The following is a 23081-nucleotide window of genomic DNA, read 5'->3' on the forward strand; positions in this document are numbered from 1 at the left end:
TTTGCAACGGCACACAGCCATTATTTTTTGATCAAAAGAGACTTTCCTGTCATTTCCTTCGGCTGCTCCATTCCCATCATCTCAATGAGGGTAGGTGCAATATCCGCCAGACAGCCGCCCTCTCTCAGCGTATAAGCCTCGTCATAGTTCACAAGGATAAAGGGCACAGGATTGGTCGTATGGGCGGTAAAGCTTCCGCCGTGAACATAATCGATCAGCTGCTCTGCATTTCCGTGATCGGCGCAGATGAACATCTGTCCATTGACCTCCTTGATGGCGTCAACGGCTCTTCCCACGCAGGAATCCACAGCCTCCACTGCCTGAATTGCGGCAGTCTCCACGCCGGTATGTCCCACCATGTCCGGGTTTGCAAAGTTGATGATGATCACATCATACTTTGCAGATCGAATGGCCTCCACCAGCTTGTCGCAGACCTCGTAAGCACTCATTTCCGGCTTCAAATCATAGGTAGCTACCTTGGGAGATTTCACCAGAATCCTGTCCTCACCGGGATTGGGCTCCTCTACGCCGCCGTTGAAGAAGAAGGTCACATGGGCATACTTCTCCGTCTCAGCGATTCTGGCCTGAGTCATGTTGTGGGCTGCCAGGAACTCACCAAAGGTATTGGTGATCTCCACCTTGTGGAAGGCAACCAGCTTGTTGGGAATGGTCACGTCGTATTCCGTAAAGCACACATAGGTGGTCTTTACCCGCTCGCCACGGTCAAAGCCTGTAAAATCATCGTCACAGAAGGCTCTGGTGATCTCTCTCGCACGGTCAGGACGGAAATTGTAGAAGATAATGGAATCGCCGTCCTTGATGGTTGCCACAGGTGCACCATTTTCCAGGACCACGGTAGGAACCACAAATTCGTCGTTTACTCCCTTATCATAGGAAGCCTGGATAAGCTCCACAGGATCTGTTCCGGTGTTGCCCTCGCCCTTTGTCAGAGCCTTATAGGCAAGCTCCACTCTGTCCCAACGGTTGTCTCTGTCCATAGCATAATAACGACCGCTGACAGAAGCCACCTTGCCGACACCGATCTCCTTCATTTTCTCCACCAGCTCAGCCACATAATCCTTGCCTGATGTGGGCGGTGTGTCACGTCCGTCCAGGAAGCAGTGTACATAAACCTTGGAGAGTCCCTCCCATTTTGCCAGCTCCAGAAGACCGTAAATATGAGTATTATGGCTGTGTACGCCGCCGTCAGAAACAAGTCCGTAAAGATGAAGGGCAGAATCATTCTTTTTGCAGTTTTCTACGGCTTCCTTAAACGCCTCATTTTTAAAGAAATCCCCATCCTGAATTTCTTTTGTGATCCGGGTAAGCTCCTGATATACAATACGGCCGGCTCCCATGTTCAGATGACCAACCTCAGAGTTTCCCATCTGTCCCTCAGGAAGTCCCACTGCCATGCCGCTGGCATTTCCCTTTACAAAAGGACACTCTGCCATCAGCTTGTCCATCACCGGAGTCTTTGCCTCAAAAACAGCATTTCCGTCGTGTCTTTCATTGAGGCCGTAGCCGTCAAGAATCATCAGCACTGTAGGTCTTTTGCTCATTTTCATTCTCCTTTATCTCTATTTTATGAGTGAAATTGTTATCAATCTTCCGATTTTAGATTGTACCTTATTTTTCTCACATGTGCAAGACCTCCGGGAAAATTCCTGCTTTTTTATACACGAAGGGCACCTCCCATCAAAGGAAGGTGCCCCGATTCTTAACCCCTGTTTCTATATCTTCTCCCTCAAAGAGCCAAAATCATGATTCCCCAATCACGAATGCCCATTTGGCGCTTTATTTGCCGATCATGATATTCAGGATCTCCACATCGGTTCCCTTCATACCTTCGCGGCCCATACGTCCAATATTTCTGATGGTCTGCTCCATATCCTCGACGACCATACCTTCGCCGGGCTTGAAGCTGCGGTCACGCTTTGCAAGCTCATAACCCATAAGACCGGCCTCAACCGCGCTGGCGATCTTTGCTGCACAGGAGGATTTCGCACCGTCACATACCATGCCGCCGATGGTGCTGATGGCATTGATAATGGTATGTCCGATTACTTCCAGAGAGGCATCGTCAATATAGGCAATTCCACAGGCAGCGGAGCATCCTGCACTGGTTGCGCCGCAATAAGCGGAAAGATTGCCGATATAACGCTTCTGATGAAGGGACAGCAGGTTTGCCAGAGTCAGTGCACGGAGAAGCTTCTCCTCGGAGCACTTCACCTCATTGGCATACTCAAGAATGGGCATGCTGACAGTGATACCCTGATTGCCGCTGCCGGAATTGATCACAACAGGCATCGCACAGCCACTCATACGGGCATCGGAACCTGCTGCTGCCGCAGCCTTTGCTCTCACACGCCAGTCGGAAGTTCCGTTGACCTCAAGAAGGGTCTGACCCACACAGGAGCCCCAGGGATTCTTAAGTCCCTCTTCGGAAATTGCCTTATTGTAATTCAGCTGACGCTCCATGATCGGTCTGACATCTTCCAGATCCACAGTATTTGCGAACTCATAAATGTCTTTCAGATTCAGCTGGCTCTTGTCGCCCTGAGAGCTGGTTTCAATATCATCCTGAGCGAACAGAATCTCACCATTTTTCTCGATGCGGGAAATATGGTTGTGTTTTGTCTTTACTTCAACCACAGCGCTGTCTTCTCCGGCAAATACCTCTGCACGGATATACAGATTCTCTTCTCCCTCAACAAGATGGCAGTCACAGATACCAGCCTTTACAAGCTCTCTCGTCTTCTCGATCTGCTCCTCTGTTACGCTGTTCACTACTTCCAGCTCCAGATCTTCCCGTCCGCCGACAACGCCTAAAACAGCTGCCACGTCGATTCCCATCTGTCCGCCGGAATTAGGAACTACTACGCCCTTTACGTTCTTGATGATATTGCCGCTGCAATACATCTCAATACGTTCAGGCTGCTTTCCCAATACAGCCCTTGCCTTGGCTGCTGCGAATGCCACGGCAATGGGCTCCGTACAGCCCATAGCCGGCAACAGCTCTGCCTTCAAAATTGTCAGATAGTTGTCGTATACGTTCCTTTCCATTCTTTTTACCTCTCTGTTGATAAATTTATGAATTAAGCGCCAAGATACGCTTTCTTCACCTCAGGATTTACAAGAAGCTCCTGTCCGGTTCCCTGCAGGGTAATGTTGCCGGTCTCCAGGACATAACCACGGTCTGCGATAGAAAGAGCAACCGATGCGTTCTGCTCGATGAGCAGGATGGTCTTGCCCATGTCGCGAATCTTCACAATCAGTTCGAATATATCTTCGATAACAATGGGTGCCAGACCCAGGGAAGGCTCATCCAGCATAACGATGTCAGGATCCATCATCAGGCCTCTGGCAATGGCAAGCATCTGCTGCTCGCCGCCGGACAAGCTTCCGCCGGCCTGCTTATAACGCTCCTTCAGTCTGGGGAACAGGGTATACTGCTCTTCCACCAGTTCCTCGAACCGTGCCTTGGTCATCTTCTTGTTGCCAAGGGCACCTGCACGCAGGTTCTCATATACACTCAGAGCCGGGAAAATCTTACGTCCCTCCGGTACATGGCTCATACCCATATGTACGATCTTGTTGGGCGCCATCTTGGTAATATCCTGTCCCTTAAAGGTGATCTTGCTTCCGGGACGCTTTTCCACCAGACCGGAAATCGCCATCAGAGTCGTTGTCTTGCCGGCGCCGTTGGAACCGATCAGAGTAACGATCTCTCCCTTGTTGATCTCCAGATTGATATTGCTCAGTGCGATAATATAGCCATAATTTACGGCCAGGTTTTCAACTTTCAGAATCGTCTCAGCCATTTACCTTCACCGCCTCTCCTGCAACGATGCCCTTGCCAAAGTAGGCCTCCTGCACTTCCTTGTTTGCCTTGATCTCATCAGGAGTTCCCTCACACAGCTTCTGGCCGAAGTTCAGCACCAGAATCCGGTTGCAGGAGTTCATGATGAATTTCATATCATGCTCGATTACGGCGATGGTATAACCCTTGCTGTTCAGCATCTTGATGAATTCCATCAAGGAAGCGGTCTCGTTGGGGTTCATACCTGCAGCCGGCTCATCCAGAAGAAGGATCACCGGATCAAGAGCCAGAGCACGGGCAATCTCTACCTTTCTCTGCATACCATAAGCCAGATTTCCGGCCATGGTATCCTTGTAATCAGCCAGTCCGATGGATTCGAGAATCTCAAGACTCTTCTCCACCGCATATTTCTCATCTCTTTTATAGCGCTTCGTATGGAGAATCGCGTCAGCGATGTTGGATTTTGTCTGAATATGGCAGCCGATCTTTACATTGTCCAGAACCGTCATGAACTTGAACAGCTGCAGGTTCTGGAAGGTACGTGCCATTTTCTTTCTTGCGATCTTATCGGGAGACATCCTTGTGATGTTTTCTCCCTGAAGGAAGATCTCGCCCTTGGTCGGTGCATAAACACCGGTACACATATTGAAGAAAGTGGTTTTTCCGGCTCCGTTAGGTCCGATGATGCCGAAGATATCGCCCTTCATGATCTTCATATCTACGGCTTCTACTGCCTTGAGGCCGCCGAAATATTTGCAGATGCCTTTTGCTTCCAATACAGGAACCTCACTCATTTCGCGTCTCCTCCTTTCTTCTTCTCTTCCTTAACCTTGATCTTGCCGCCGGCCAGCATGGAGTTGGAGGCACCGATCAGACCCTGTGGACGTACCCACATCATGCCGATGATCAGCAGAGCGTAGATAACATATCTCCAGCTTTCCAGGAAACGGAGTGCCTCAGTCAGTACGGTAACAACGGTAGCGCCGAGGATGGGGCCTGCCAGGGTACCCTGACCGCCGAGAACCACCATGGCCAGAACATTGAAGCCTGCGTCTGTGGTAAACTGAGAAGCCTCGATGTAGTTTACGAAAGGAGCGTAAGCAACACCGATCACTCCTGCCCAGAAAGCACCGTACATGAAGTTGGTCGACTTGTAAAAGCTGGTCTCAACACCCAGGGACTTGGATGCGATCTGATCCTCACGGATGGACGTCCACGCGCGTCCCACACGGGAGTTGAGCACGCGGTTGGTCACGAACAGGAACAGGACCAGAAGAGCCAGGAAAATGTAATAGTAGTACTGGGGCTTGAACATATCCAGACCGAAGAAATTCGGATAGGGGATCTGCTTGATACCCAGGGAACCGCCGGTAACAGGCGTCCAGGTCTGAGCAATGATACGGATGATCTCAGATGCGCCCAGTGTAACGATGGACAGATAAATACCGGAAAGCCGCAGAGTCGGAAGGCTTACGATAAAACCTACGATCATGGCAGCGATACCGCCGATGATCAGAAGCGGCCAGAAGCTGATGCCAAAGTTTTTGGAAAGAGCAGCTCCCGTATATGCTCCGATGGCAAAAAAACCTGCCTGTCCCAGGCAGAACTGTCCGCTGTAACCGTTGATGGCATTCAGAGAACCTGCCAGCGTCGCATACATCATAATATTGCACAGATATCTGATATACAGGGTCTTCTTGATAACCAGGGGCAGGATCGCCATGACTATCGTAAGAGCAATCAGAATAAATACTTTATACTTTGCATAAAACTCTTTTACTTTTGCCATTATACTCTCGCCCCCTTCTTGCTTACAAAGCCCTGAGGCCGGATGATCAGGATCAGAATCAGGAAGGCAAATGAGAATACATCACGGAAGGTTGCTGATGTGAGAATGATTCCCAGGTTCTCAATGATACCGATACACAGACCGCCGAGAGCTGAGAAACGAATATCCACCAGACCGCCGAGAACAGATGCCGCAAATGCCTTTGTACTGTATGAGGAGCCCATGGTAGCCGATACGGAATAATAGTAAATAGCCAGCAGGATACCGGCGATACCGCCGAAACCGCAGCCAATGCAGTTACCAAGGAGAGCAGTTCTTTTTACGTTGATACCCATCAGATAGGAAGCATCCTTGTTCTGGCTGACAGCACGGAGCATAACGCCCCATTTTGTCTTATTAAAGAACAGGGTCAGAGCCACTGCAAATACGATTACCAGAACAATTACCACGATCTGAAGGAGCTTGATATTTAAGTTTGCTCCGAAAAGATTCAGTATAAAGGTTTTATTATCAATAATGTTCAGAACCGGCTTTGTTTCAGGTCCAAAGATAATCTGAGCCAGATTCTTGATCAACATACTGATACCAATGGTACATAAAAGGGAAATATGTCTGGGTGCGTTAAAGAAACGCTCATAGCAAAGCTTGTACACGACACTTCCGATAATGAAAGATCCGGCAAAAGCGGCGGGAATTGCGATCAGAAGATTGTTGCCCAGTCCCACAAAAATGTAATACGCGGAAAAGGCGCCGATCATCATAATCTCGCCGTATGTAAATGTTACCATACCTACTACGCCTACGATAACAGAATAGCCAATCGCCATCAACGCATAGATTGCACCCTGACAAATTCCGTTAAGGAGCTGATTAAGAATATACTCCATACCCTTCCTCCGTTATTAAAATACGGGGCGGCGAAAAACCCACGCCGCCCCGCTTTCACGTCTTTTAATTTGTCAATGGTTCAATTTAAAAGCCTGCAGCGCCGTACTCAAAGCCTTCCAGTACTTCCCACTTGCCATCTGCGACACCGCAGATCATGTACTGACGGTTGATATCGCCATCGGGATTGAACTTGATGCTTCCGGTGATTCCGGTGTACTCAGGCAGATTAGCAAGAGCTTCCTGGATAGAATCACGGGTAACTTCGCCGTCGATGTTCTTAATAGCTTCAGCGATCAGGTATACGCAGTCATATGCACAGGCCGGATGAATGGTAGGAGCGAAGCCAGCCTCACCCTCGAACCACTCTGCCCAGGCAGTCAGCTCAGCATCGTTAGGATCGAAGAAGAAAGGAGAGGTTACGATCAGGTTGTTCTGATCGGTAAGCTGTCCTGCAACCTGCTCAGAGGTTCCAGGCCCTAAAGCTACGTGCTTGATCTCCCAGCCTGCAGCATCTGCCTGGTTGAAGATCTGAGCAACAGCATCGCCCTGATCCATAACTACGAGAGCATCGGGATTCTCAGACTGCATCTTGGTGATCAGGGAGCTGAAATCCTTCTCGCCTGCAGCATACTTCTCAACTACAACGTTAAGGCCTTCCTTTTCAGCCTGCTTGCTGAAATTCTCGAAGCAGGAAAGACCCCAGTCACTGTCCACACGGATAACAGCAACCTTCTGTGCACCCAGATAGCTCTTAAGAACATACTTTGCAAGGAAAGGAGCCTCAACGTCCTGACGTCCCATGATACCGAAGCAGTATTTGCTCATGGAAGCATAGTCAGATGCGGAAGCAGTAGGGCTTAACTGTACAACTCCGTAACGGTCGCAGATCTCAGCGTTAGCCTTGCATGCGCCGGAAGTGAAGTCGCCGAGGATAGCCATGATCTCATCGTCCTCAGCATACTCAGTTGCCATGGTAGAGGAAACTACTGCATCGCCCTGGGTATCCTTGATGTCAGCCAGCTCTAAGGTGTAGCCATTTACACCGCCTGCATCATTGATCTCTTCGATTGCTTTCTCGAAACCGATCTTGAAACCTTTGCCGTACTCAGCATAGTTTCCGGTCAGAGGAGCCAGAGCGCCCAGCTTGATAACGCCCTTGGACTCACCGTTGGATGCAGCCTTGGTCTCTTCCTTGTTCTCCTGTGCCTTGGTCTCGCCAGACTTGGTCTCAGGAGCCTTGGTCTCTTCCTTCTTGCTGCCGCAGCCCGCCAATGCAGAAACAGCCAGAACGAGAGACAGTGTCAGTGCTAAAACTTTTTTCTTCATTTCTTTCTTACCTCCCTTTTATTTGTTCAAGTATACTGCTCCAATTCTATTTATGGAAATGAAGCTTGCATACAGGACATCCGCTTGCGATCGTATCTGTCAGATCAAGCTTAAGGCCCATAGCCTCTGCGATTCCCCTGTCGCCATCCATTGCCATGTCGCAAAGCTTTGCGCAGGTTTCATCATCAAATCCCTGCTTCTTCCATGCGGAAAGCAGAGGGCAGTAATGGAACTCAATCTTCAGATCATCCTTGGTGCACTCAGTGATATCCATCTGGAAAGTGGACTTTCCAAGGTCATCCAGGAATGCACCTTCAAAGTCTCTCAGATCACTGGGATCTGCACAGCTTGCTTTGAAACCGGTTCCATGGAAATTTCCGGTTCTCTTGATTGCTCTTCTTGCGATGCCTTCTGCATCAACACCAGCCTTCACACCCTCGTCATATGTAAGTCCCATCCAGGTAGCCCGATGCTCAATTGCTTTTCTGTTGATGTTTACCTTCTCATCGTAAACAAGAGACACATTTTTAATTGCCATGACTCTTTTCCTCCTTATTAACACTTGCCTGTCGTTCTGTATTTGCGCGCAGAATAACCGCAAATATGTTTATGAACTAATCATATCAGTCTCTGTTAGCTTTGTCAATAGCTTTTTCCGTTTTTCCCCTCTCTCATTGTCTCTTTGTCAAATTTGGATATTTTCCGATTAATATTTTTGTGCATGTTGTATATGAGTTGACAAATTCATCCCTTTGGATTATACTAAAACGTAGATTCGGCTTTTTATGCAGGAGAACATTCATGAATACTAATAATACCAGTTTAAAGAATCAGATTTACACCTCTATTTTAAATGACATCATCCTCGGTAACTATCCCCCTGAACAGGTGATCAACGAAAAAGGACTGATGGAGCGGTTCAATGTGAGCCGGGCCCCTATCCGCGAGGCACTGATCGAGTTATGCAATGAAAAGATCCTTTACAGTATCCCCTATTACGGCTACAAGATCACGCCGCTGACTGACGAGGATGTAGCAAATACGAAGTCCTACCGCTGCGTTCTGGAATGCGGCTTTATGACAGAAAACTGGAGAAAATTCACTCCGGAGGCACTGGATAAGCTGGAAACCCTCCATACATCGATTTTATCATCAAAAGAGGAAAGCGATGCCATTACTCACTGGAACAGCAACATCACGTTTCATCTTGCTTTTTTTGAAATATATGGAAATCAATATGCCTACCAGCATCTCCGTTCTGCCATGTCTCTCCAAACGAGAGCTTATGCACAGACCCGCTGGTCCGAGTGGCATTCTCGTCTGTTCCACGATGTACCGGCCTTTCACGGCCCCATCCTGGAGGCCATCCGAAACAACGATATGGACACAGCGCTCCGGCTTCTGCGGGCAGACATCATCAGCATCTAAAAAGCAAAACAAAAGGCGCCGTTTAAACGGCGCCTTTGCTGAGCGGAGACGGTGGGATTTGAACCCACGTGCCCCGGAGGGCAACTCGATTTCGAGTCGAGCTCGTTATGACCACTTCGATACGTCTCCCAGTCACATGAACTTATTTTACCCGCCAGTGGTCCGATTGTCAACCAAAAAATTAAGAGCCTCTTCATGCCGGCACAAAGCAGGCAGAAAGAGGCTCTCTTCATTTCATACGACTGTCATACAAATAATGTATAAACCGGGATTACTCCATCACGTAGCCGCCGCAGAGGATATGACGAACAGGCTCGTCCTCTTCGATGGTCATATGAAGCTCTTCTGTGAAATGGTTGTCCTTGGCATCATCGTTTACCTTGGAAACCTCGCCTACGATAAGGGGACCGCCCTCTGCGTAGAACAGATGGTATACATAGGGAGTCAGGGTGATGCTGTTTCCGTTGGATACCTTTACAACGCCGCCGGCAGGAACCGTGATGGGCTGTCCGTCGCAGTACAGATGTACATCGGATTCCTTGTCAACCTTGTAGCCATCCTCTTCGCTGGTGGAGTTCCAAACCTGCACGCAGAGAGTTCCGCCGCAGCGATTGATGATGTCCTCGGTCTTGTCATAATGGAAATGGCAGGGGAGAATCTGGCCGTCCTTCATAGCGATCATCTTCTCGCAATAAGGACGTCCGGGATCTGTCATGCTTCCGTTTCTCAGAGTAAAGAGTACAGCGCCAACCTTATCGAAATCACCACTGCAGTAGTCGGTAACATCCCAGCCAAGGCCAACCTCTACCATACGATCCGTTTCCGGTCCCTTTTTTGCTTCCCACTCTTCCGGTGTCCAGAAAGCGAAGCTGGGGAGGTTGAAATTCATCTCCTTGCAAAGATCCATTGCCCATTCAATGTTGGAATTGATTAATGAACGTTTCATTTTTTCCACTCCTTTTTTTTAGATTCATACTTCAAATCCATTGTAAAACATTTTTCCCAAAAAATCCATAGAAAGCCACAGTTTTTTTCAGCGTTTTTTCGGTTCGTTTTTAACCTGTTCTGCTTCAGCAGCCAGTTACCCAAAAAGCCCGTTCCCCTGGACGATTATATCCGCAGGAAACAGGCTTTTTCTTCACAGCCAGGCTGTGCAGGATAGTTTATTTCCAGTTTACGATCTTGCCGAAATCAGGCTTCAGAGCAGCGCCGCCTACCAGACCGCCGTCAATGTCGGGCTGTACGAACAGCTCGGGAGCAGTCTTGGCATTTACGCTTCCGCCGTACTGAATGCGGATCGCCTCAGCAGTTGCCTCATCATAGATCTCAGCGATGCACTTACGGATACCGCCGCAAACCTCCTGTGCCTGCTCGGTTGTGGCAGTCTTGCCGGTTCCGATGGCCCAGATGGGCTCGTATGCGATCACAGCAGTCTTAGCCTGCTCAGCAGTTACGCCGAGGAATGCGATCTTAACCTGCTGACGGATGAAATCCATGGTCACGCCCTGCTCTCTCTGAGTCAGAGTCTCACCGCAGCATACGATGGGAGTAATGCCGTGCTCGAATGCCTTGAGAACCTTCTTGTTTACGGTCTCGTTGGTCTCTGCAAAGTACTCTCTTCTCTCGGAATGTCCGATAATTACGTACTTCACACCCACATCGGTCAGCATTGCAGGAGAGATCTCGCCGGTATAAGCGCCCTTCTCCTCAAAGTACATATTCTCGGCACCGATCTGGATGTTGCTTCCCTTTGCTGCCTCAAGAGCGGGAATGATATCGATGGCAGGTACGCAGAATACCACGTCAGCCTCATCTGTCTCAACAAGGGGTTTCAGAGTATTGATCAGTTCTACGGCCTCACTGGGAGTCATGTTCATCTTCCAGTTGCCGGCAATGATTTTCTTTCTTGCCATTTTGATTATCCTCTTTTCTTAAAAATGATTATTTATCGTCTGCAGCCATTACGCCGGGCAGTTCCTTGCCCTCCAGGAATTCCAGAGAAGCGCCGCCGCCGGTGGAGATGTGGGACATCTTATCGCCGAAGCCCAGCTGGTTGACAGCCGCTGCAGAATCACCGCCACCGATGATGGTCGTTGCATCTGTCTCAGCCAGAGACTTGGCAACTGCGATGGTACCCTTTGCAAGGATGGGATTCTCAAATACGCCCATGGGGCCATTCCATACAACGGTCTTTGCGGACTTCACGGCATCTGCGTAGAGCTCAGCAGTCTTGGGGCCGATATCGAGCCCCATCTTATCAGCAGGGATCTTGTCGGAATCCACAGCGGAAACCTCGATCTCAGCATCGATCGGATTCGGGAAAGCTGCTGCGATGGTGGTATCAACCGGCAGAAGAAGCTTCTTTCCAAGCTTGTCAGCCTTTGCCATCATTTCCTTGCAGTAATCGATCTTCTCGTCGTCCACAAGGGAGGTACCAACTTCATATCCCTTTGCTTTCAGGAAGGTATAAGCCATACCGCCGCCGATGATCAGGGTGTCGCATTTCTCGAGAAGGTTTGCGATAACGTTCAGCTTATCGGCAACCTTTGCACCGCCCAGGATCGCAACAAAAGGTCTTACGGGGTTTTCAACGGCATTGCCGAGGAAGTCGATCTCCTTCTGCATCAGGTAACCAACCACATTCTCACCGCCCTTGGCTGTGATGAATTTAGTTACGCCTGCAACAGAAGCATGCGCTCTGTGAGAAGAACCAAAGGCGTCACATACATAGATATCTGCCAGATCGGCCAGTTCCTTGCTGAAAGCTTCGCCGTTCTTGGTCTCTTCCGCTCCGCGGAAACGGGTATTCTGAAGAAGGACAACATCGCCGTCCTTCATGGCCTCCACTGCCTTTGTTGCAGCTTCGCCGGTCACGTTGTAATCAGCCACAAAGTTTACAGGCTGTCCCAGCTTCTCGGAAAGTCTGACAGCCACAGGAGCAAGAGACTCACCCTCGTTGGGGCCGTTCTTTACCTTGCCCAGATGAGAGCAGAGGATCACCTTTCCGCCGTCAGCGATCAGCTTCTTAATCGTAGGAAGCGCTGCCACGATACGGGTCTCGTCGGTGATCTGGCCATTCTTTAAGGGAACATTGAAATCGCAGCGGACAAGGACTCTCTTGCCCTTTGCGTTGATATCGTCTACTGTTTTCTTATTTAATGCCATTTTATACCTCCATGGATGAAAAAACGGGCCCGGTCCTATTATAGAACCGGACCCGCCGTAGGTTCTTTTTTACTTGCTTGTCCCGATTATGCTAACTCAGCAAAGTATTTGATGGTTCTAACCATCTGGCTTACATAAGAGTTCTCATTGTCATACCAGGAAACAACCTCTACCTGAGTCTTGCCGTCAGCAAGAGGAGATACCATGGTCTGAGTAGCGTCGAACAGAGAACCGTAGGTCATACCAACGATATCGCTGGATACGATCTCATCCTCGTTGTAGCCGAAGGACTCAGTCTGAGCAGCCTTCATAGCGGCGTTAATCTCTTCCTTGGTAACAACCTTGTCAACTACTGCGAACAGCAGAGTGGTGGAACCGGTAGGAGTAGGTACACGCTGAGCAGCGCCGATGAGCTTGCCGTTCAGTTCGGGGATTACCAGGCCAATAGCTTTTGCAGCACCGGTGGAGTTGGGAACGATGTTTACAGCACCTGCACGGCTTCTTCTCAGGTCACCCTTTCTCTGAGGACCATCGAGGATCATCTGATCACCAGTGTAAGCGTGGATGGTGCACATAATACCGGACTCAACGGGAGCCAGGTCGTTCAGAGCCTTAGCCATGGGAGCCAGGCAGTTTGTTGTACAGGAAGCTGCGGAAATAACAGTATCTTCCTTGGTCAGAGTTGTATGGTTTACATTGTAAACGATGGTAGGAAGGTCATTTCCGGCAGGTGCGGAGATAACTACCTTCTTAGCTCCGGCTGCGATATGAGCGGAAGCCTTCTCCTTGGAGGTGTAGAAGCCTGTGCACTCAAGAACTACGTCTACGCCAAGCTCACCCCAGGGCAGATCCTTTGCATCCTTCTCTGCGTAAATGGTGATTTCCTTGCCATCAACAGTGATGGAATTGTCAGAATAGCTAACAGTGTCAGCCAGAGCATACTTACCCTGAGAAGAGTCGTACTTCAGCAGATGAGCCAGCATCTTGGGGCTGGTTAAATCGTTGATTGCTACAACATCATATCCGGGAGCGTTGAACATCTGTCTGAATGCCAGACGGCCGATACGACCGAAACCATTGATCGCTACTTTTACTGCCATTTTGAATTCCTCCTAAAATATTAAAATATTTTTTAGTAGTGCTTTTGCTTTTAGCTCATTAGCTATTTTACATAATCTGTTAAAAAATATCAAGTTATTTTTTTCCTTTTTTAAGTGTCGAAGCTTCTTTTGTTCATAATCTATAATTATTCCCTTTTAAACCGCTCATATCCGGCATTTTGCTAAAAATTTCACATAAGGTTTTCCGGATTCAGACCGAATAGTTCGGGAACCACGAAGCGCCCATCCTTCCGGATCAGCCGGCCGTCGAAATAGATCTCGCCGCCGCCGTATTCCGGAGTCTGTATGCAGACAAGATCCCAGTGAATAGAGGACCGGTTTCCGTTGGGTGCCTCATCGTAGCAGTTGCCCGGTGTGAAATGGAAGGAGCCCTTGATCTTTTCGTCAAACAGAGTATCCTTCATGGGCTTTGTCACATAGGGATTGACACCGATGGCAAATTCTCCCACGTAACGTGCGCCCTCGTCCATATCGAAGATCCGATTCAGCTTCTCCGAATCGTTGGCCTCTGCCCTTACGATCTTCCCGTTTTCAAAGGTCAGACGGATATTCTCAAAGGTAAAGCCCTGGAATACAGACGGGGTATTGTAGGAAAGCACCCCGTTGACCGAATCCCGCACCGGAGCTGTGTAGACCTCTCCGTCGGGAATATTCATGGTTCCCGCGCAGGGAACCGCCGGAATTCCCTCGATAGAAAAGGAAAGATCCGTGCCGGGCCCGACGATCCGGACCTGTTTCGTCTCATCCATCAGCCGTATCAGCGGCTTCATAGCCTCTCCCATTTTTTCGTAATCCAGGCAGCACACATCAAAATAGAAATCCTCAAAAGCCTCCAGGCTGGTGCCCGCACTCTGCGCCATGGAAGGCGACGGATAACGGAGCACTACCCATTTTGTCTTCGGAACACGGATCTCATGATGGACCGGCGTCGTATAAAGAGCACTGTACAGGGACATTTTTTCCGAGGGGACATCGGAAAGCTCGGTGATATTGTCCCCGCCCCGGATCCCCAGATAACAGTCCATCTGAGCCATTTCCATGGCGTCCACCTGAGCCATCAGCTTAAGCTGCTCCTCCGTACAGGAAAGCAGCATTTCCCTCTGCATTCTTGTATCGGTAAAGTGCGGAAAAGGAATCCCTCCTGCCTCGTAAACCTCCTTCACCACCTGTCTTGCCAGGGCCTCCGTATCCATGCCCGTGTAATGGACATACACCTTTTCCCCCGGCTGTACCCGGCAGGAATAATTTACCAGGCTGTGTGCCAGTCTCTTAATTCTCTCGTCCATGATTCTCTCCTTCTTTATCCATGAAAATAATTGTCCCGCCCAGGCTTTCTGCCTCCGCCCGGTCATGGGTCACAAGAAGGACCGTCCGTCCTTCCCTGTGCCGCTTAACATATTCTGCAGCTTTTTTCTTTGTCACCCCGTCCAGACCGTCAAATGGCTCGTCCAGGAACAGAATGCCGCTTTCTGCCAGCACGGCCCGCGCGAGAGCCACTCTTCTTCGCATTCCGCCTGACAGCTCCAGGACCGGCTTTTTCAAAGCCTCACCGGTAAGCTCCAGCTGAGAAAGATGCTCCCGGATGGCTTGTTCATCCGCGTCTTTCCCCAACGCCCCCTTCAGATTCGCCACAGCATGAAAGGCTTCAAAGAGCCTGTCCTCCTGAAACACGGCGCTCATGGCCTTCGGTACACCGCTCACGGTTCCGCTGTCCGGCTTTTCGAGGCCCATGAGAAGTCTTAACAGAGTTGTTTTTCCGCAGCCGGACCGTCCCATGAAAACGGTCACCTCACCGACCGGAAGCTCCGCCGAAAAATCCGAAAGCACCGGCTCTCCTCCATAGCTTTTACATAAATGGCTGATTATAATCTGTTTCATGCGCTCTCCAATCGGGCAAAGCCCTTTTTCATTCCCCAGAGAAACAGTTTTTCAAACAGAGCACTCAAAAGGACGATCACAAGGGTCCATGCAAAAAGATCCGCGGTGTCGAGATAAATCTTTGCCTCATAGAGCCTCTCGCCGATGGAGCCGTCCGGTATGCCGATGACCTCGGCGGCGATCCCCGCCTTCCAGGAAATCCCGAGAGCCGTCCGACAAGCTGACAGTAAAAAGGGCTTTACCTGGGGCAGATAGAGATATCTCATCCGCCTTCCCCAGGGAATGGCAAACACTTCCGCCATCTCCAGAAGCTTTCTGTCAGTACTCTTCATTCCTTCCAGCACATTGAAATATACAATGGGAAGAACCATCAGGAAAGAAATAAAAACAGAAAGCCCCGATGCGCCCAGCCAGATCAGGCTCAAAATGATAAAAGACGCCACCGGAACTGATTTCACAGCCGTCATAAAAGGCCATATCAGGATCTCCAGCAGCGAAAAACGGGCAGCAGCAGCGGCCAGCACTGCTCCCGCAAAAAGACCCAGAAGGAAACCGGCCTCAATGCGGAGGAAGCTGTAGAGCACCGTCCTCCAGAAGCTCCCTTCCAGAAGAAGACTGCCCAGCCGGACTGCCACCTGAATGGGAGACACCAGCAAAAGCCGCTGGGAAAGGGCCATGGCGGCCGCCTGCCAGAGCATCAGTGCAAAGGCTATGGCAGCCGCCCTTTTTAAATATTCATCCCGCTTCTGATTTTCCCTTTTCATGAGCCAAGATAGAAATCACTGCCGGGGAGCTTGCCGCCCACCGCCTTGGGATTTGCTTCAAACAGAATGTTGAGATAGCCGTCCACCGCCGTCTTCATCTCGTCGCCGTCCAGGTATACCACATTGCAGGCAGGAATGGCTTTTTCCGCCACTGCAGCCTTGACAATGCCGTATTTCTCCACCAGGGCAGCCCCCTCGGTCACATTCGCATTGAGGTATTCGGTAGATGCCTTGTATTCCTCCAGGAACTTTGCCAGCTGCTTCGGATATTTCTCTGCAAACTCCTTGCGGACAACGAGTCCTGCTGTGATGAAACGGGTTCCGTTGTCCAGCTTTTCCCATTCCTCCGTGAGATCAAGAGCTACCTTAAGCCCTTCAACCTGTCCCATGGCTACCGTCACAAAGGGCTGGGGCAGCATGGCAACACCTTCTGCTTCCTGTCCGAGAACAGCTGCCACCTCTGTCGGCTCACTCTTCCACTCAATGGTCACATCCTTGTCCGGATCCAGTCCGTTTTCCCCAAGAAGATACCGAAGGGCATACTCCGGAGTCGTTCCCTTGCCTGTGGCATAAATGGTCTTTCCCTTGAGATCCGCCACACTGTTTACGGTCGTTCCGCCCTTTTCCACGATATAAAGAACGCCCAGCGTATTGACAGCAGCAAACCGGACTGCGCCTTCCGAATTGTTGTACAATACGGAGGCCAGATTGACCGGCACTGCCAGAATATCCATCTCCCCCTTCAAAAACTTCGGTGTCAGTTCATCGGCTGCTGCCGCCATGGTGAACTCGATCTTACTTTCTGTCTTTCCCTTTTCCGCATCATCCAGAAGCTTGACCATGCCCATGGATGTGGGACCCTTCAGGCCTCCCAGGCGGATAACGGTCTCCTCCTCCTTTTTATCGCAGCCCCCAAGCGCTGCCATGACCAGCACTGCCGACAATAAAATCATCAAAAACCTTTTCATCTCATTTCCTCCTCCTTCTTATTCTTTATCCGCAGAGGATCCCTCCTCTTTACGTTTCCTTAGCCTGCTCCTCTGTTTTCGGAAATTTCTTTCCGCAGTATACAAAAATTGCGATTCCTGCAATCAGCATAAATATGGCGATAAACTGTGAGGTGGACAGAGGGCCCACGCTGCCTCTGGGATCATCCCGGAAGCACTCAATGATGAAACGGCCGATGCTGTAAAAGATCAGATACAGGCCGCCCACCTGCCCGTCGCTCTTTGTCCTCCTTGCCAGAAACAGGAGCGCAAAGAAATTGAGAAAATTGGCGGCACTGGAAATCAGCTGGGTGGGGATCAGAGGTACTCCGCCCGGTGCATAACCGCAGTCCGCCGGGAAAATAATATGAAAGGCTCCCGCCGTTTCCTTTCCGTAGCAGCAGCCTGCCATCAGACAGCCAAGGCGGCCGAAGGCCTGAGCCAGTGCAATGGACGGCATCACCAGATCAAAATATTTCAAAAAGGAAAGCTTTTTTATCCGGCAGAACACATAACCGGTGAGGATTCCACCGATAAGTCCGCCGTAAACAACAAACCCACTGGACAGAGTCGTGAGGAACCACTCAGGATCTGCAACAATGGCCGGAAGCTCAGTGATGACAAACAGCACCTTTGCTGCAAGCCAGCCTCCCACCAGACACCAGATACCAAGCGAAAAGATCTGATCATCCCCCACCGCGTACTTTTTCTCCCGATACATTCCCACAAGAAAAGCTGCAACCACGCCGATCGCGATCATAAAACCATATCCATATACGGTAAACGGACCAATGCTGAATAAAACCTCTTTCATGTCAAACTCCATTCCGCCGCCGCAGGGCGGCACTGTCATTTCTTTGCAGACCAACATTAATTTTATTATATCAGGGTTTCTCCCGGTGCGCAATAAGAGCCGGGGCTGATCTGCCCTCTTTCTTATCCTTCCCTTCCAAAAACTTTCTAACACAACTATAAAGTTTTTATTAAATGTTAATATTTTATTGACATTCAACAAAATCTTGCTATACTAATAGCAAAACAAAAAAGAGGTGAATCCATGGATTACAAAGAAGCAGCCCAAAAGGAACTGTCCTCCGTCCCCGACCGACTGGCAGATTCCTTTACCCATTTTATTGTCACCCTGTATTTCCGGATCCAGGAGCACCCGCTGACGATTTCCTGTATCAAGCTGAACTCTCACAGCTATCACGTTCTGTACATTCTGGATACAAGCCCTGACGGGCAGGTTCCCATGACAGAACTGGTCACCAGGATCCGCCGCACCAGACAGCAGCTTTCCAAGCTCATCAGCGATCTGGAGGATGCCGGTCTTGTCACCAGGATCCATAGTCGTGAAAACCGCCGGCAGGTTTATGTGGCTCTGACTAAGGAGGGCCGGAAACTGACAAACGAAATCTTTTCCTGCATGTCGGGAGCCATGAAGGACTATCTGAAAACGCTTCCGCCGGAAAAGCTTTCCATCATTCAAGACATCACAGAGAATCTCCATGCGCTTTCCGCGCAGCTTTCGGATTTTTCTGTTAAGGAGGACACCTAATGAAAGAAGTGAAATCACCCAAAAAACCGATCCTGTATTACTATTTCATCGCTCTTATCGTTCTTCTCCTGCTGAATGCCCTTTTCTTCCCCAAGCTGTTCAGTGCAAAGGTAACCGAGGTGGATTACGGCGAATTTCTGTCCATGATCGACAAAGGGCAGGTCAGCCAGGTGGAGATCAATGAAAACGAAATTATCTTTGCCGACAATAATCCCGATCCCAATTATTACAAAACCGGCACCATGAACGACGACAAGCTTATTGACCGGCTTTATGATGCAGGTATCACCAATTTCGGCACCCCCATTATCGAGGAAATGTCACCTATCCTGAGCTTTCTTTTAAGCTGGGTATTCCCCATCGTCATCTTCGTTGTCATCGGCCAGCTCCTTTCCAGAAGCCTGATGAAAAAAATGGGCGGTTCCATGGGCAATGCCATGACCTTTGGAAAGAGCAATGCAAGAGTTTACGTGGAATCCAAGACCGGCATCAAGTTTTCTGATGTGGCAGGCGAGGACGAGGCCAAGGAGCTTCTCCAGGAGATCGTGGATTTCCTCCACAATCCAAAAAAATATACGGAAATCGGTGCCAGAATGCCCAAGGGCGCTCTTCTCGTAGGCCCTCCCGGAACAGGAAAGACCCTGCTGGCAAAGGCTGTGGCCGGCGAAGCCAATGTTCCCTTCTTCTCCATTTCCGGCTCCGAATTTGTGGAAATGTTCGTCGGTATGGGTGCCTCCAAGGTCCGTGATCTTTTCAAGCAGGCTGCCGACAAGGCCCCCTGTATCGTTTTCATCGACGAGATCGATACCATCGGAAAGAAGCGTGACGGAAACGGAATGGGCGGAAACGACGAACGGGAGCAGACCTTAAACCAGCTCTTGACAGAGATGGACGGCTTTGACGGCACCAAGGGCGTCATGATCCTGGCGGCCACCAACCGCCCCGAATCCCTGGATCCGGCCCTGCTTCGTCCCGGCCGTTTTGACAGGCGGGTGCCTGTGGAGCTTCCCGATCTGGCAGGACGTGAAGCCATTTTAAAGGTCCACGCAAAGAAGATTCGGTTAAGTGACAATGTAGACTTCATGGCCATTGCCAGAACTGCCGCCGGTGCCAGCGGTGCAGAGCTTGCCAACATGATCAATGAAGCTGCTCTCCGTGCCGTCCGCGACGGAAGAAAATTTGTGACCCAGGCCGATCTGGAGGAAAGCGTGGAGGTCGTCATCGCCGGATACCAGAAGAAGAACAGACTCCTCTCCGACAAGGAAAAGCTGATCGTTTCTTACCATGAGATGGGGCATGCGCTGGTGGCCGCGCTCCAGACAAACTCGGCACCTGTCACCAAGATCACGATCATTCCCCGCACCTCCGGTGCTTTGGGCTACACCATGCAGGTGGACCAGGATCAGAAGAATCTGATGTCCAAGGAGGAACTGGAAAACAAGATCGCCACCCTGACCGGCGGCCGTGTGGCCGAGGATCTGGTGTTCCATTCCATTTCCACCGGAGCCTCCAACGATATTGAGCAGGCTACCAAGGTGGCGAGGGCCATGATCACCCGCTACGGCATGAACGAGGAATTCGGCATGGTGGCCTTCGAGACCATCCAGAACCAATACCTGGGCGGAGACACCTCCCTTGCCTGCTCCGAGACCACTGCGGCACAGATCGACGAAAAGGTCATCGGTCTTGTCCGCAGACAGTATGAAAAAGCCGAGGAGCTTCTCCGATCCAATATGCCAAAGCTTCACCAGCTTGCCAAGTACCTCTATGACCATGAGACCATCACCGGTGACGAGTTTATGGAGATCCTCCATACCCCCGTTCCGAAGCTTCCCGATTGACAAAAGTCCCCTCCTCTATTTACAATAGAATACGGTGCCGGAGCATCCGACACCGCAGAAAGGGGATTGCAACATGAATAAAAAAGAAATTTCTGAAATAAAAAAACAGTTCACCCAGGAGCGCTGTACCATAACGCGGATCTGTGGCTGCTATGTGGACGGAGAAAAAGAGAGGAAGGCCGAAATGAAGGAGGCCTTCCTCTCTCTGCCGGAGGAAGAAATGTTCAAATACTTTGAACTCTTCCGCAAAAATCTGTCCGGTACCCTCGGAAAAAATCTCATCAATATGGAATTTCCGCTGGCTGCTGAAAATGAAGGCAGCGCTCACGATCTTCTCATGCGTCTGCGTGAATCCCGTCTTACGGACGACATTCTTCTGGACACCTTCTACGATAAAATACTGGACAGCATTGACCTGGAGGGGAGCTTTCTCATCCTTCTGATCCATGCTGTCTATGATATCCCGGGAAAATCCACTGACGGACAGAAAATGTTCGACGCCTCCGATGAGGTTTACGACTATCTGCTCTGTACCGTCTGTCCTGTGAAGCTGACAAAACCGGGGCTTTGTTACAATGCAGAGAGGGGAGCCATTGAAAATCGCATCCGCGACTGGCTGGTGGAGGCTCCTGCCACCGGCTTTCTCTTCCCTGCCTTCAATGACAGAAGCACCGACATTCACAGCCTTCTTTTCTATTCCAAGGATGCCGATCTTTTTCAGGCACGGCTCATTGAGGACGTGCTCCGCTGCACTCTTCCCCTTCCTGTCACCGGCCAGAAGGAGACCTTCAATACACTGGTGGAGGAGACCCTGGGCGAGGACTGCGATTTCGACACGGTAAGAGCCATCCATGAGCGGCTGGCGGAACGTCTGGAGGAGACAAAAGACGCAGCAGAGCCTCTGACCCTCTCCGCTCCCGATATGAAGCGGCTCCTCTATGAGAGCGGCGCCGATGAAGAACGGCTGTCCGGTTTTGATGACCGATACGAAGAAGCGGCCGGAAAGCACACAGCTCTCCTGGCCGCCAATGTGACAAGCACAAGAAAATTCGAGGTCCGCACTCCCGATGTGATCATCCAGGTGAGTCCCGACAAGGCGGCTCTTCTGGAAACCCGCATCATCGACGGACGTCAGTGCCTGGTGATCCCCATGGACGAGCATGTGGAGGTCAACGGGATCTGCGTCCATCCGAAGGCGGAATAATCTGCTGTTTTCATTTTTTCAGCAGCTCCTGAAGCTTCCCAAGGCGGGAAATGGCCTCATCGATAGTTGCCTCTTCTCTTGCAAAGTGAAGACGGATCAGGTGATTTACCTCCTCCTTGAAGAAGCTGGAACCGGGCACTGCCGCCACACCGATGTTTTTGATCATCCACTCACAGAATTCCAGATCCGTATAGCCGGCAAACTGAGGCAGATCCAGAAATTCCTGAATGTCGATGAGCACAAAATATGTTCCCTGGGGCACATTATGCTTGAGGCCGATCCTGTCAAGGCCTGCAAGGAAATAATCTCTCTTCTTTGTATAGGTTTCCAGAAGGGTATCGTAGTAGGACTGAGGGAAGAGAAGTCCTGCCACAGCCGCCTCCTGCAGAGGTGCTGCCGCTCCCACAGTCAGGAAATCGTGAACCTTTTTGGCTCCCTCGATGACCTCCTCCGGCCCGATCAGATATCCCAGTCTCCAGCCGGTGATGGAATATGTCTTGGACAGGGAATTGCAGGTGATGGTGTGGTCAAACATCCCCGGCAGAGATGCCATGCAGGTATGATGATAAGGAGCATAGACCATATGCTCATAAACCTCGTCGGTCACAACGAAGGCATCGTACTGGAGAGCGAGACGTCCGATGGCCATGAGCTCCTCCCTGGAAAACACCTTGCCGCAGGGATTGGAAGGATTGCAGACAATGATGGCCTTTGCCCCCCGCTTAAAGCCTTCCTCCACAAGAGAAATATCAAACTTATATTCCGGAGGCACAAGAGGAATGTAAATAGGCTCCGCCCCGGACAAAATCGCATCCGCCCCGTAATTTTCATAAAAAGGAGAAAACACCATGACCTTGTCACCGGGGTTCACAATGGTCATCATGGCGCACATCATGGCCTCGGTCCCGCCGCAGGTAACAACGATCTCTTTTGCAGGATCGATCTCTCTCCCGATGGCTCTTCCCTGCTTCTTTGCCAGCGCCTCTCTGAAATTCTCTGCTCCGAAGGTCACCGAATACTGGTGAGGGCCTGCATAGGCTGCCCTGGCAAGAGCGTCCATGATCTCCTTCGGCGGATCAAAATCAGGGAATCCCTGGGACAGGTTGATGGCTCCGTATTCGTCGCTGATCCTCGTCATCCTGCGGATCACGGAATCGGTAAAGCTCTGTACTCTTTCACTTAAAACCGGCATATCAAATCCTCTTTTCTCTTATCTATAGTTCTGTATTCATGTTGTCCTGTATCCGTGAAAAAGACACGAAGGCTCTTTAATAATAAATGCACCTTCGCTCTCCGTCAAGAGCAAAGGC

General features: G+C 50.3%; 22 protein-coding genes and 1 tRNA gene. 4 read left to right on the forward strand and 19 right to left on the reverse strand.

The window, feature by feature from the left end; genetic code table 11:
- Positions 1-20: 20 nt before the first annotated feature.
- From gpmI to QJ036_RS05080, 8 genes are all read right to left on the reverse strand, one after another.
- Positions 21-1562, reverse strand: a complete 1542-nt coding sequence (gpmI, locus tag QJ036_RS05045; protein ID WP_283230354.1) for a 2,3-bisphosphoglycerate-independent phosphoglycerate mutase — start codon at positions 1560-1562, stop codon at positions 21-23.
- Between the two features lie 235 nt (positions 1563-1797).
- Positions 1798-3066 (reverse strand): L-cysteine desulfidase family protein, encoded by a 1269-nt coding sequence (locus tag QJ036_RS05050; protein ID WP_283230355.1) that lies wholly within the window; start codon positions 3064-3066, stop codon positions 1798-1800.
- A 32-nt stretch (positions 3067-3098) separates the two neighbouring features.
- The gene (locus QJ036_RS05055) at positions 3099-3824 is read right to left on the reverse strand and encodes an ABC transporter ATP-binding protein (protein WP_465221480.1); all 726 of its coding nucleotides are present in this window, start codon (positions 3822-3824) and stop codon (positions 3099-3101) included.
- Positions 3817-4617 carry an ABC transporter ATP-binding protein gene (locus tag QJ036_RS05060; RefSeq protein WP_283230356.1) on the reverse strand — a complete coding sequence of 267 codons (801 nt, stop codon included), beginning with the start codon at positions 4615-4617 and terminating at the stop codon, positions 3817-3819. The genes QJ036_RS05055 and QJ036_RS05060 overlap by 8 nt, the downstream gene beginning before the upstream one ends.
- Positions 4614-5612 carry a branched-chain amino acid ABC transporter permease gene (locus QJ036_RS05065; RefSeq protein ID WP_283230357.1) on the reverse strand — a complete coding sequence of 333 codons (999 nt, stop codon included), beginning with the start codon at positions 5610-5612 and terminating at the stop codon, positions 4614-4616. Before QJ036_RS05065 ends, QJ036_RS05060 begins: the two co-directional genes overlap by 4 nt.
- The gene (locus tag QJ036_RS05070; RefSeq protein WP_283230358.1) at positions 5612-6499 is read right to left on the reverse strand and encodes a branched-chain amino acid ABC transporter permease; all 888 of its coding nucleotides are present in this window, start codon (positions 6497-6499) and stop codon (positions 5612-5614) included. Before QJ036_RS05070 ends, QJ036_RS05065 begins: the two co-directional genes overlap by 1 nt.
- 85 nt (positions 6500-6584) lie before the next feature.
- On the reverse strand, positions 6585-7826 hold the full coding sequence (locus tag QJ036_RS05075; RefSeq protein WP_283230359.1) for an ABC transporter substrate-binding protein: 1242 nt from the start codon (positions 7824-7826) through the stop codon (positions 6585-6587).
- Positions 7827-7872: 46 nt separating this feature from the next.
- Positions 7873-8364 carry an L-2-amino-thiazoline-4-carboxylic acid hydrolase gene (locus QJ036_RS05080; RefSeq protein WP_283230360.1) on the reverse strand — a complete coding sequence of 164 codons (492 nt, stop codon included), beginning with the start codon at positions 8362-8364 and terminating at the stop codon, positions 7873-7875.
- Positions 8365-8627: 263 nt separating this feature from the next.
- Here QJ036_RS05080 and QJ036_RS05085 point away from each other — a divergent pair, with 263 nt between their 5' ends.
- A complete protein-coding gene (locus QJ036_RS05085; RefSeq protein WP_283230361.1) occupies positions 8628-9254 on the forward strand; it encodes a GntR family transcriptional regulator in 627 nt (208 codons plus the stop codon).
- 43 nt (positions 9255-9297) lie between these two features.
- Here the strand turns inward: QJ036_RS05085 and QJ036_RS05090 are convergent.
- From QJ036_RS05090 to QJ036_RS05135, 10 genes are all read right to left on the reverse strand, one after another.
- A tRNA-Ser gene (locus QJ036_RS05090) sits at positions 9298-9383 on the reverse strand.
- A 142-nt stretch (positions 9384-9525) separates the two neighbouring features.
- Complete coding sequence (locus QJ036_RS05095) at positions 9526-10200, reverse strand: D-lyxose/D-mannose family sugar isomerase (protein ID WP_283230362.1); 675 nt, start codon at positions 10198-10200, stop codon at positions 9526-9528.
- 217 nt (positions 10201-10417) lie between these two features.
- Complete coding sequence (gene tpiA, locus QJ036_RS05100) at positions 10418-11167, reverse strand: triose-phosphate isomerase (protein WP_283230363.1); 750 nt, start codon at positions 11165-11167, stop codon at positions 10418-10420.
- Positions 11168-11195: 28 nt separating this feature from the next.
- A complete protein-coding gene (locus QJ036_RS05105) occupies positions 11196-12419 on the reverse strand; it encodes a phosphoglycerate kinase (RefSeq protein WP_283230364.1) in 1224 nt (407 codons plus the stop codon).
- An 86-nt stretch (positions 12420-12505) separates the two neighbouring features.
- Positions 12506-13519, reverse strand: a complete 1014-nt coding sequence (gene gap, locus QJ036_RS05110; RefSeq protein WP_283230365.1) for a type I glyceraldehyde-3-phosphate dehydrogenase — start codon at positions 13517-13519, stop codon at positions 12506-12508.
- A 191-nt stretch (positions 13520-13710) separates the two neighbouring features.
- Positions 13711-14826: an aminopeptidase gene (locus tag QJ036_RS05115; RefSeq protein ID WP_283230366.1), complete on the reverse strand. Its 1116-nt coding sequence runs from the start codon at positions 14824-14826 to the stop codon at positions 13711-13713.
- A complete protein-coding gene (locus QJ036_RS05120) occupies positions 14810-15418 on the reverse strand; it encodes an ATP-binding cassette domain-containing protein (protein WP_283230367.1) in 609 nt (202 codons plus the stop codon). Before QJ036_RS05120 ends, QJ036_RS05115 begins: the two co-directional genes overlap by 17 nt.
- A complete protein-coding gene (locus QJ036_RS05125) occupies positions 15415-16182 on the reverse strand; it encodes an ABC transporter permease (RefSeq protein ID WP_283230368.1) in 768 nt (255 codons plus the stop codon). Before QJ036_RS05125 ends, QJ036_RS05120 begins: the two co-directional genes overlap by 4 nt.
- A complete protein-coding gene (locus QJ036_RS05130; RefSeq protein ID WP_283230369.1) occupies positions 16179-17150 on the reverse strand; it encodes an ABC transporter substrate-binding protein in 972 nt (323 codons plus the stop codon). Before QJ036_RS05130 ends, QJ036_RS05125 begins: the two co-directional genes overlap by 4 nt.
- Positions 17151-17199: 49 nt before the next feature.
- Entirely contained in the window at positions 17200-17982 is a 783-nt protein-coding gene (locus QJ036_RS05135; RefSeq protein ID WP_283230370.1) for a prolipoprotein diacylglyceryl transferase, read from the reverse strand.
- A gap of 243 nt (positions 17983-18225) precedes the next feature.
- On the opposite strand from QJ036_RS05135, the gene QJ036_RS05140 reads away from it, so the two are divergent.
- The 3 genes from QJ036_RS05140 to QJ036_RS05150 all read left to right on the forward strand — a co-directional run bounded on the left by QJ036_RS05140 (position 18226) and on the right by QJ036_RS05150 (position 21771).
- The gene (locus tag QJ036_RS05140; RefSeq protein WP_283230371.1) at positions 18226-18726 is read left to right on the forward strand and encodes a MarR family winged helix-turn-helix transcriptional regulator; all 501 of its coding nucleotides are present in this window, start codon (positions 18226-18228) and stop codon (positions 18724-18726) included.
- Positions 18726-20567, forward strand: coding sequence for an ATP-dependent zinc metalloprotease FtsH (gene ftsH, locus QJ036_RS05145; RefSeq protein WP_283230372.1), 1842 nt, complete (start codon positions 18726-18728; stop codon positions 20565-20567). Before QJ036_RS05140 ends, ftsH begins: the two co-directional genes overlap by 1 nt.
- 73 nt (positions 20568-20640) lie before the next feature.
- The gene (locus QJ036_RS05150) at positions 20641-21771 is read left to right on the forward strand and encodes a DUF4317 domain-containing protein (protein WP_283230373.1); all 1131 of its coding nucleotides are present in this window, start codon (positions 20641-20643) and stop codon (positions 21769-21771) included.
- A gap of 10 nt (positions 21772-21781) precedes the next feature.
- Here QJ036_RS05150 and QJ036_RS05155 read toward each other — a convergent pair whose 3' ends face one another.
- Complete coding sequence (locus QJ036_RS05155; RefSeq protein WP_283230374.1) at positions 21782-22963, reverse strand: pyridoxal phosphate-dependent aminotransferase; 1182 nt, start codon at positions 22961-22963, stop codon at positions 21782-21784.
- Between the last annotated feature and the right edge of the window lie 118 nt (positions 22964-23081).

This window comes from Fusibacillus kribbianus (assembly GCF_030053595.1).
Classification (GTDB): Bacteria; Bacillota; Clostridia; order Lachnospirales; family Lachnospiraceae; genus Lientehia; species Lientehia kribbiana.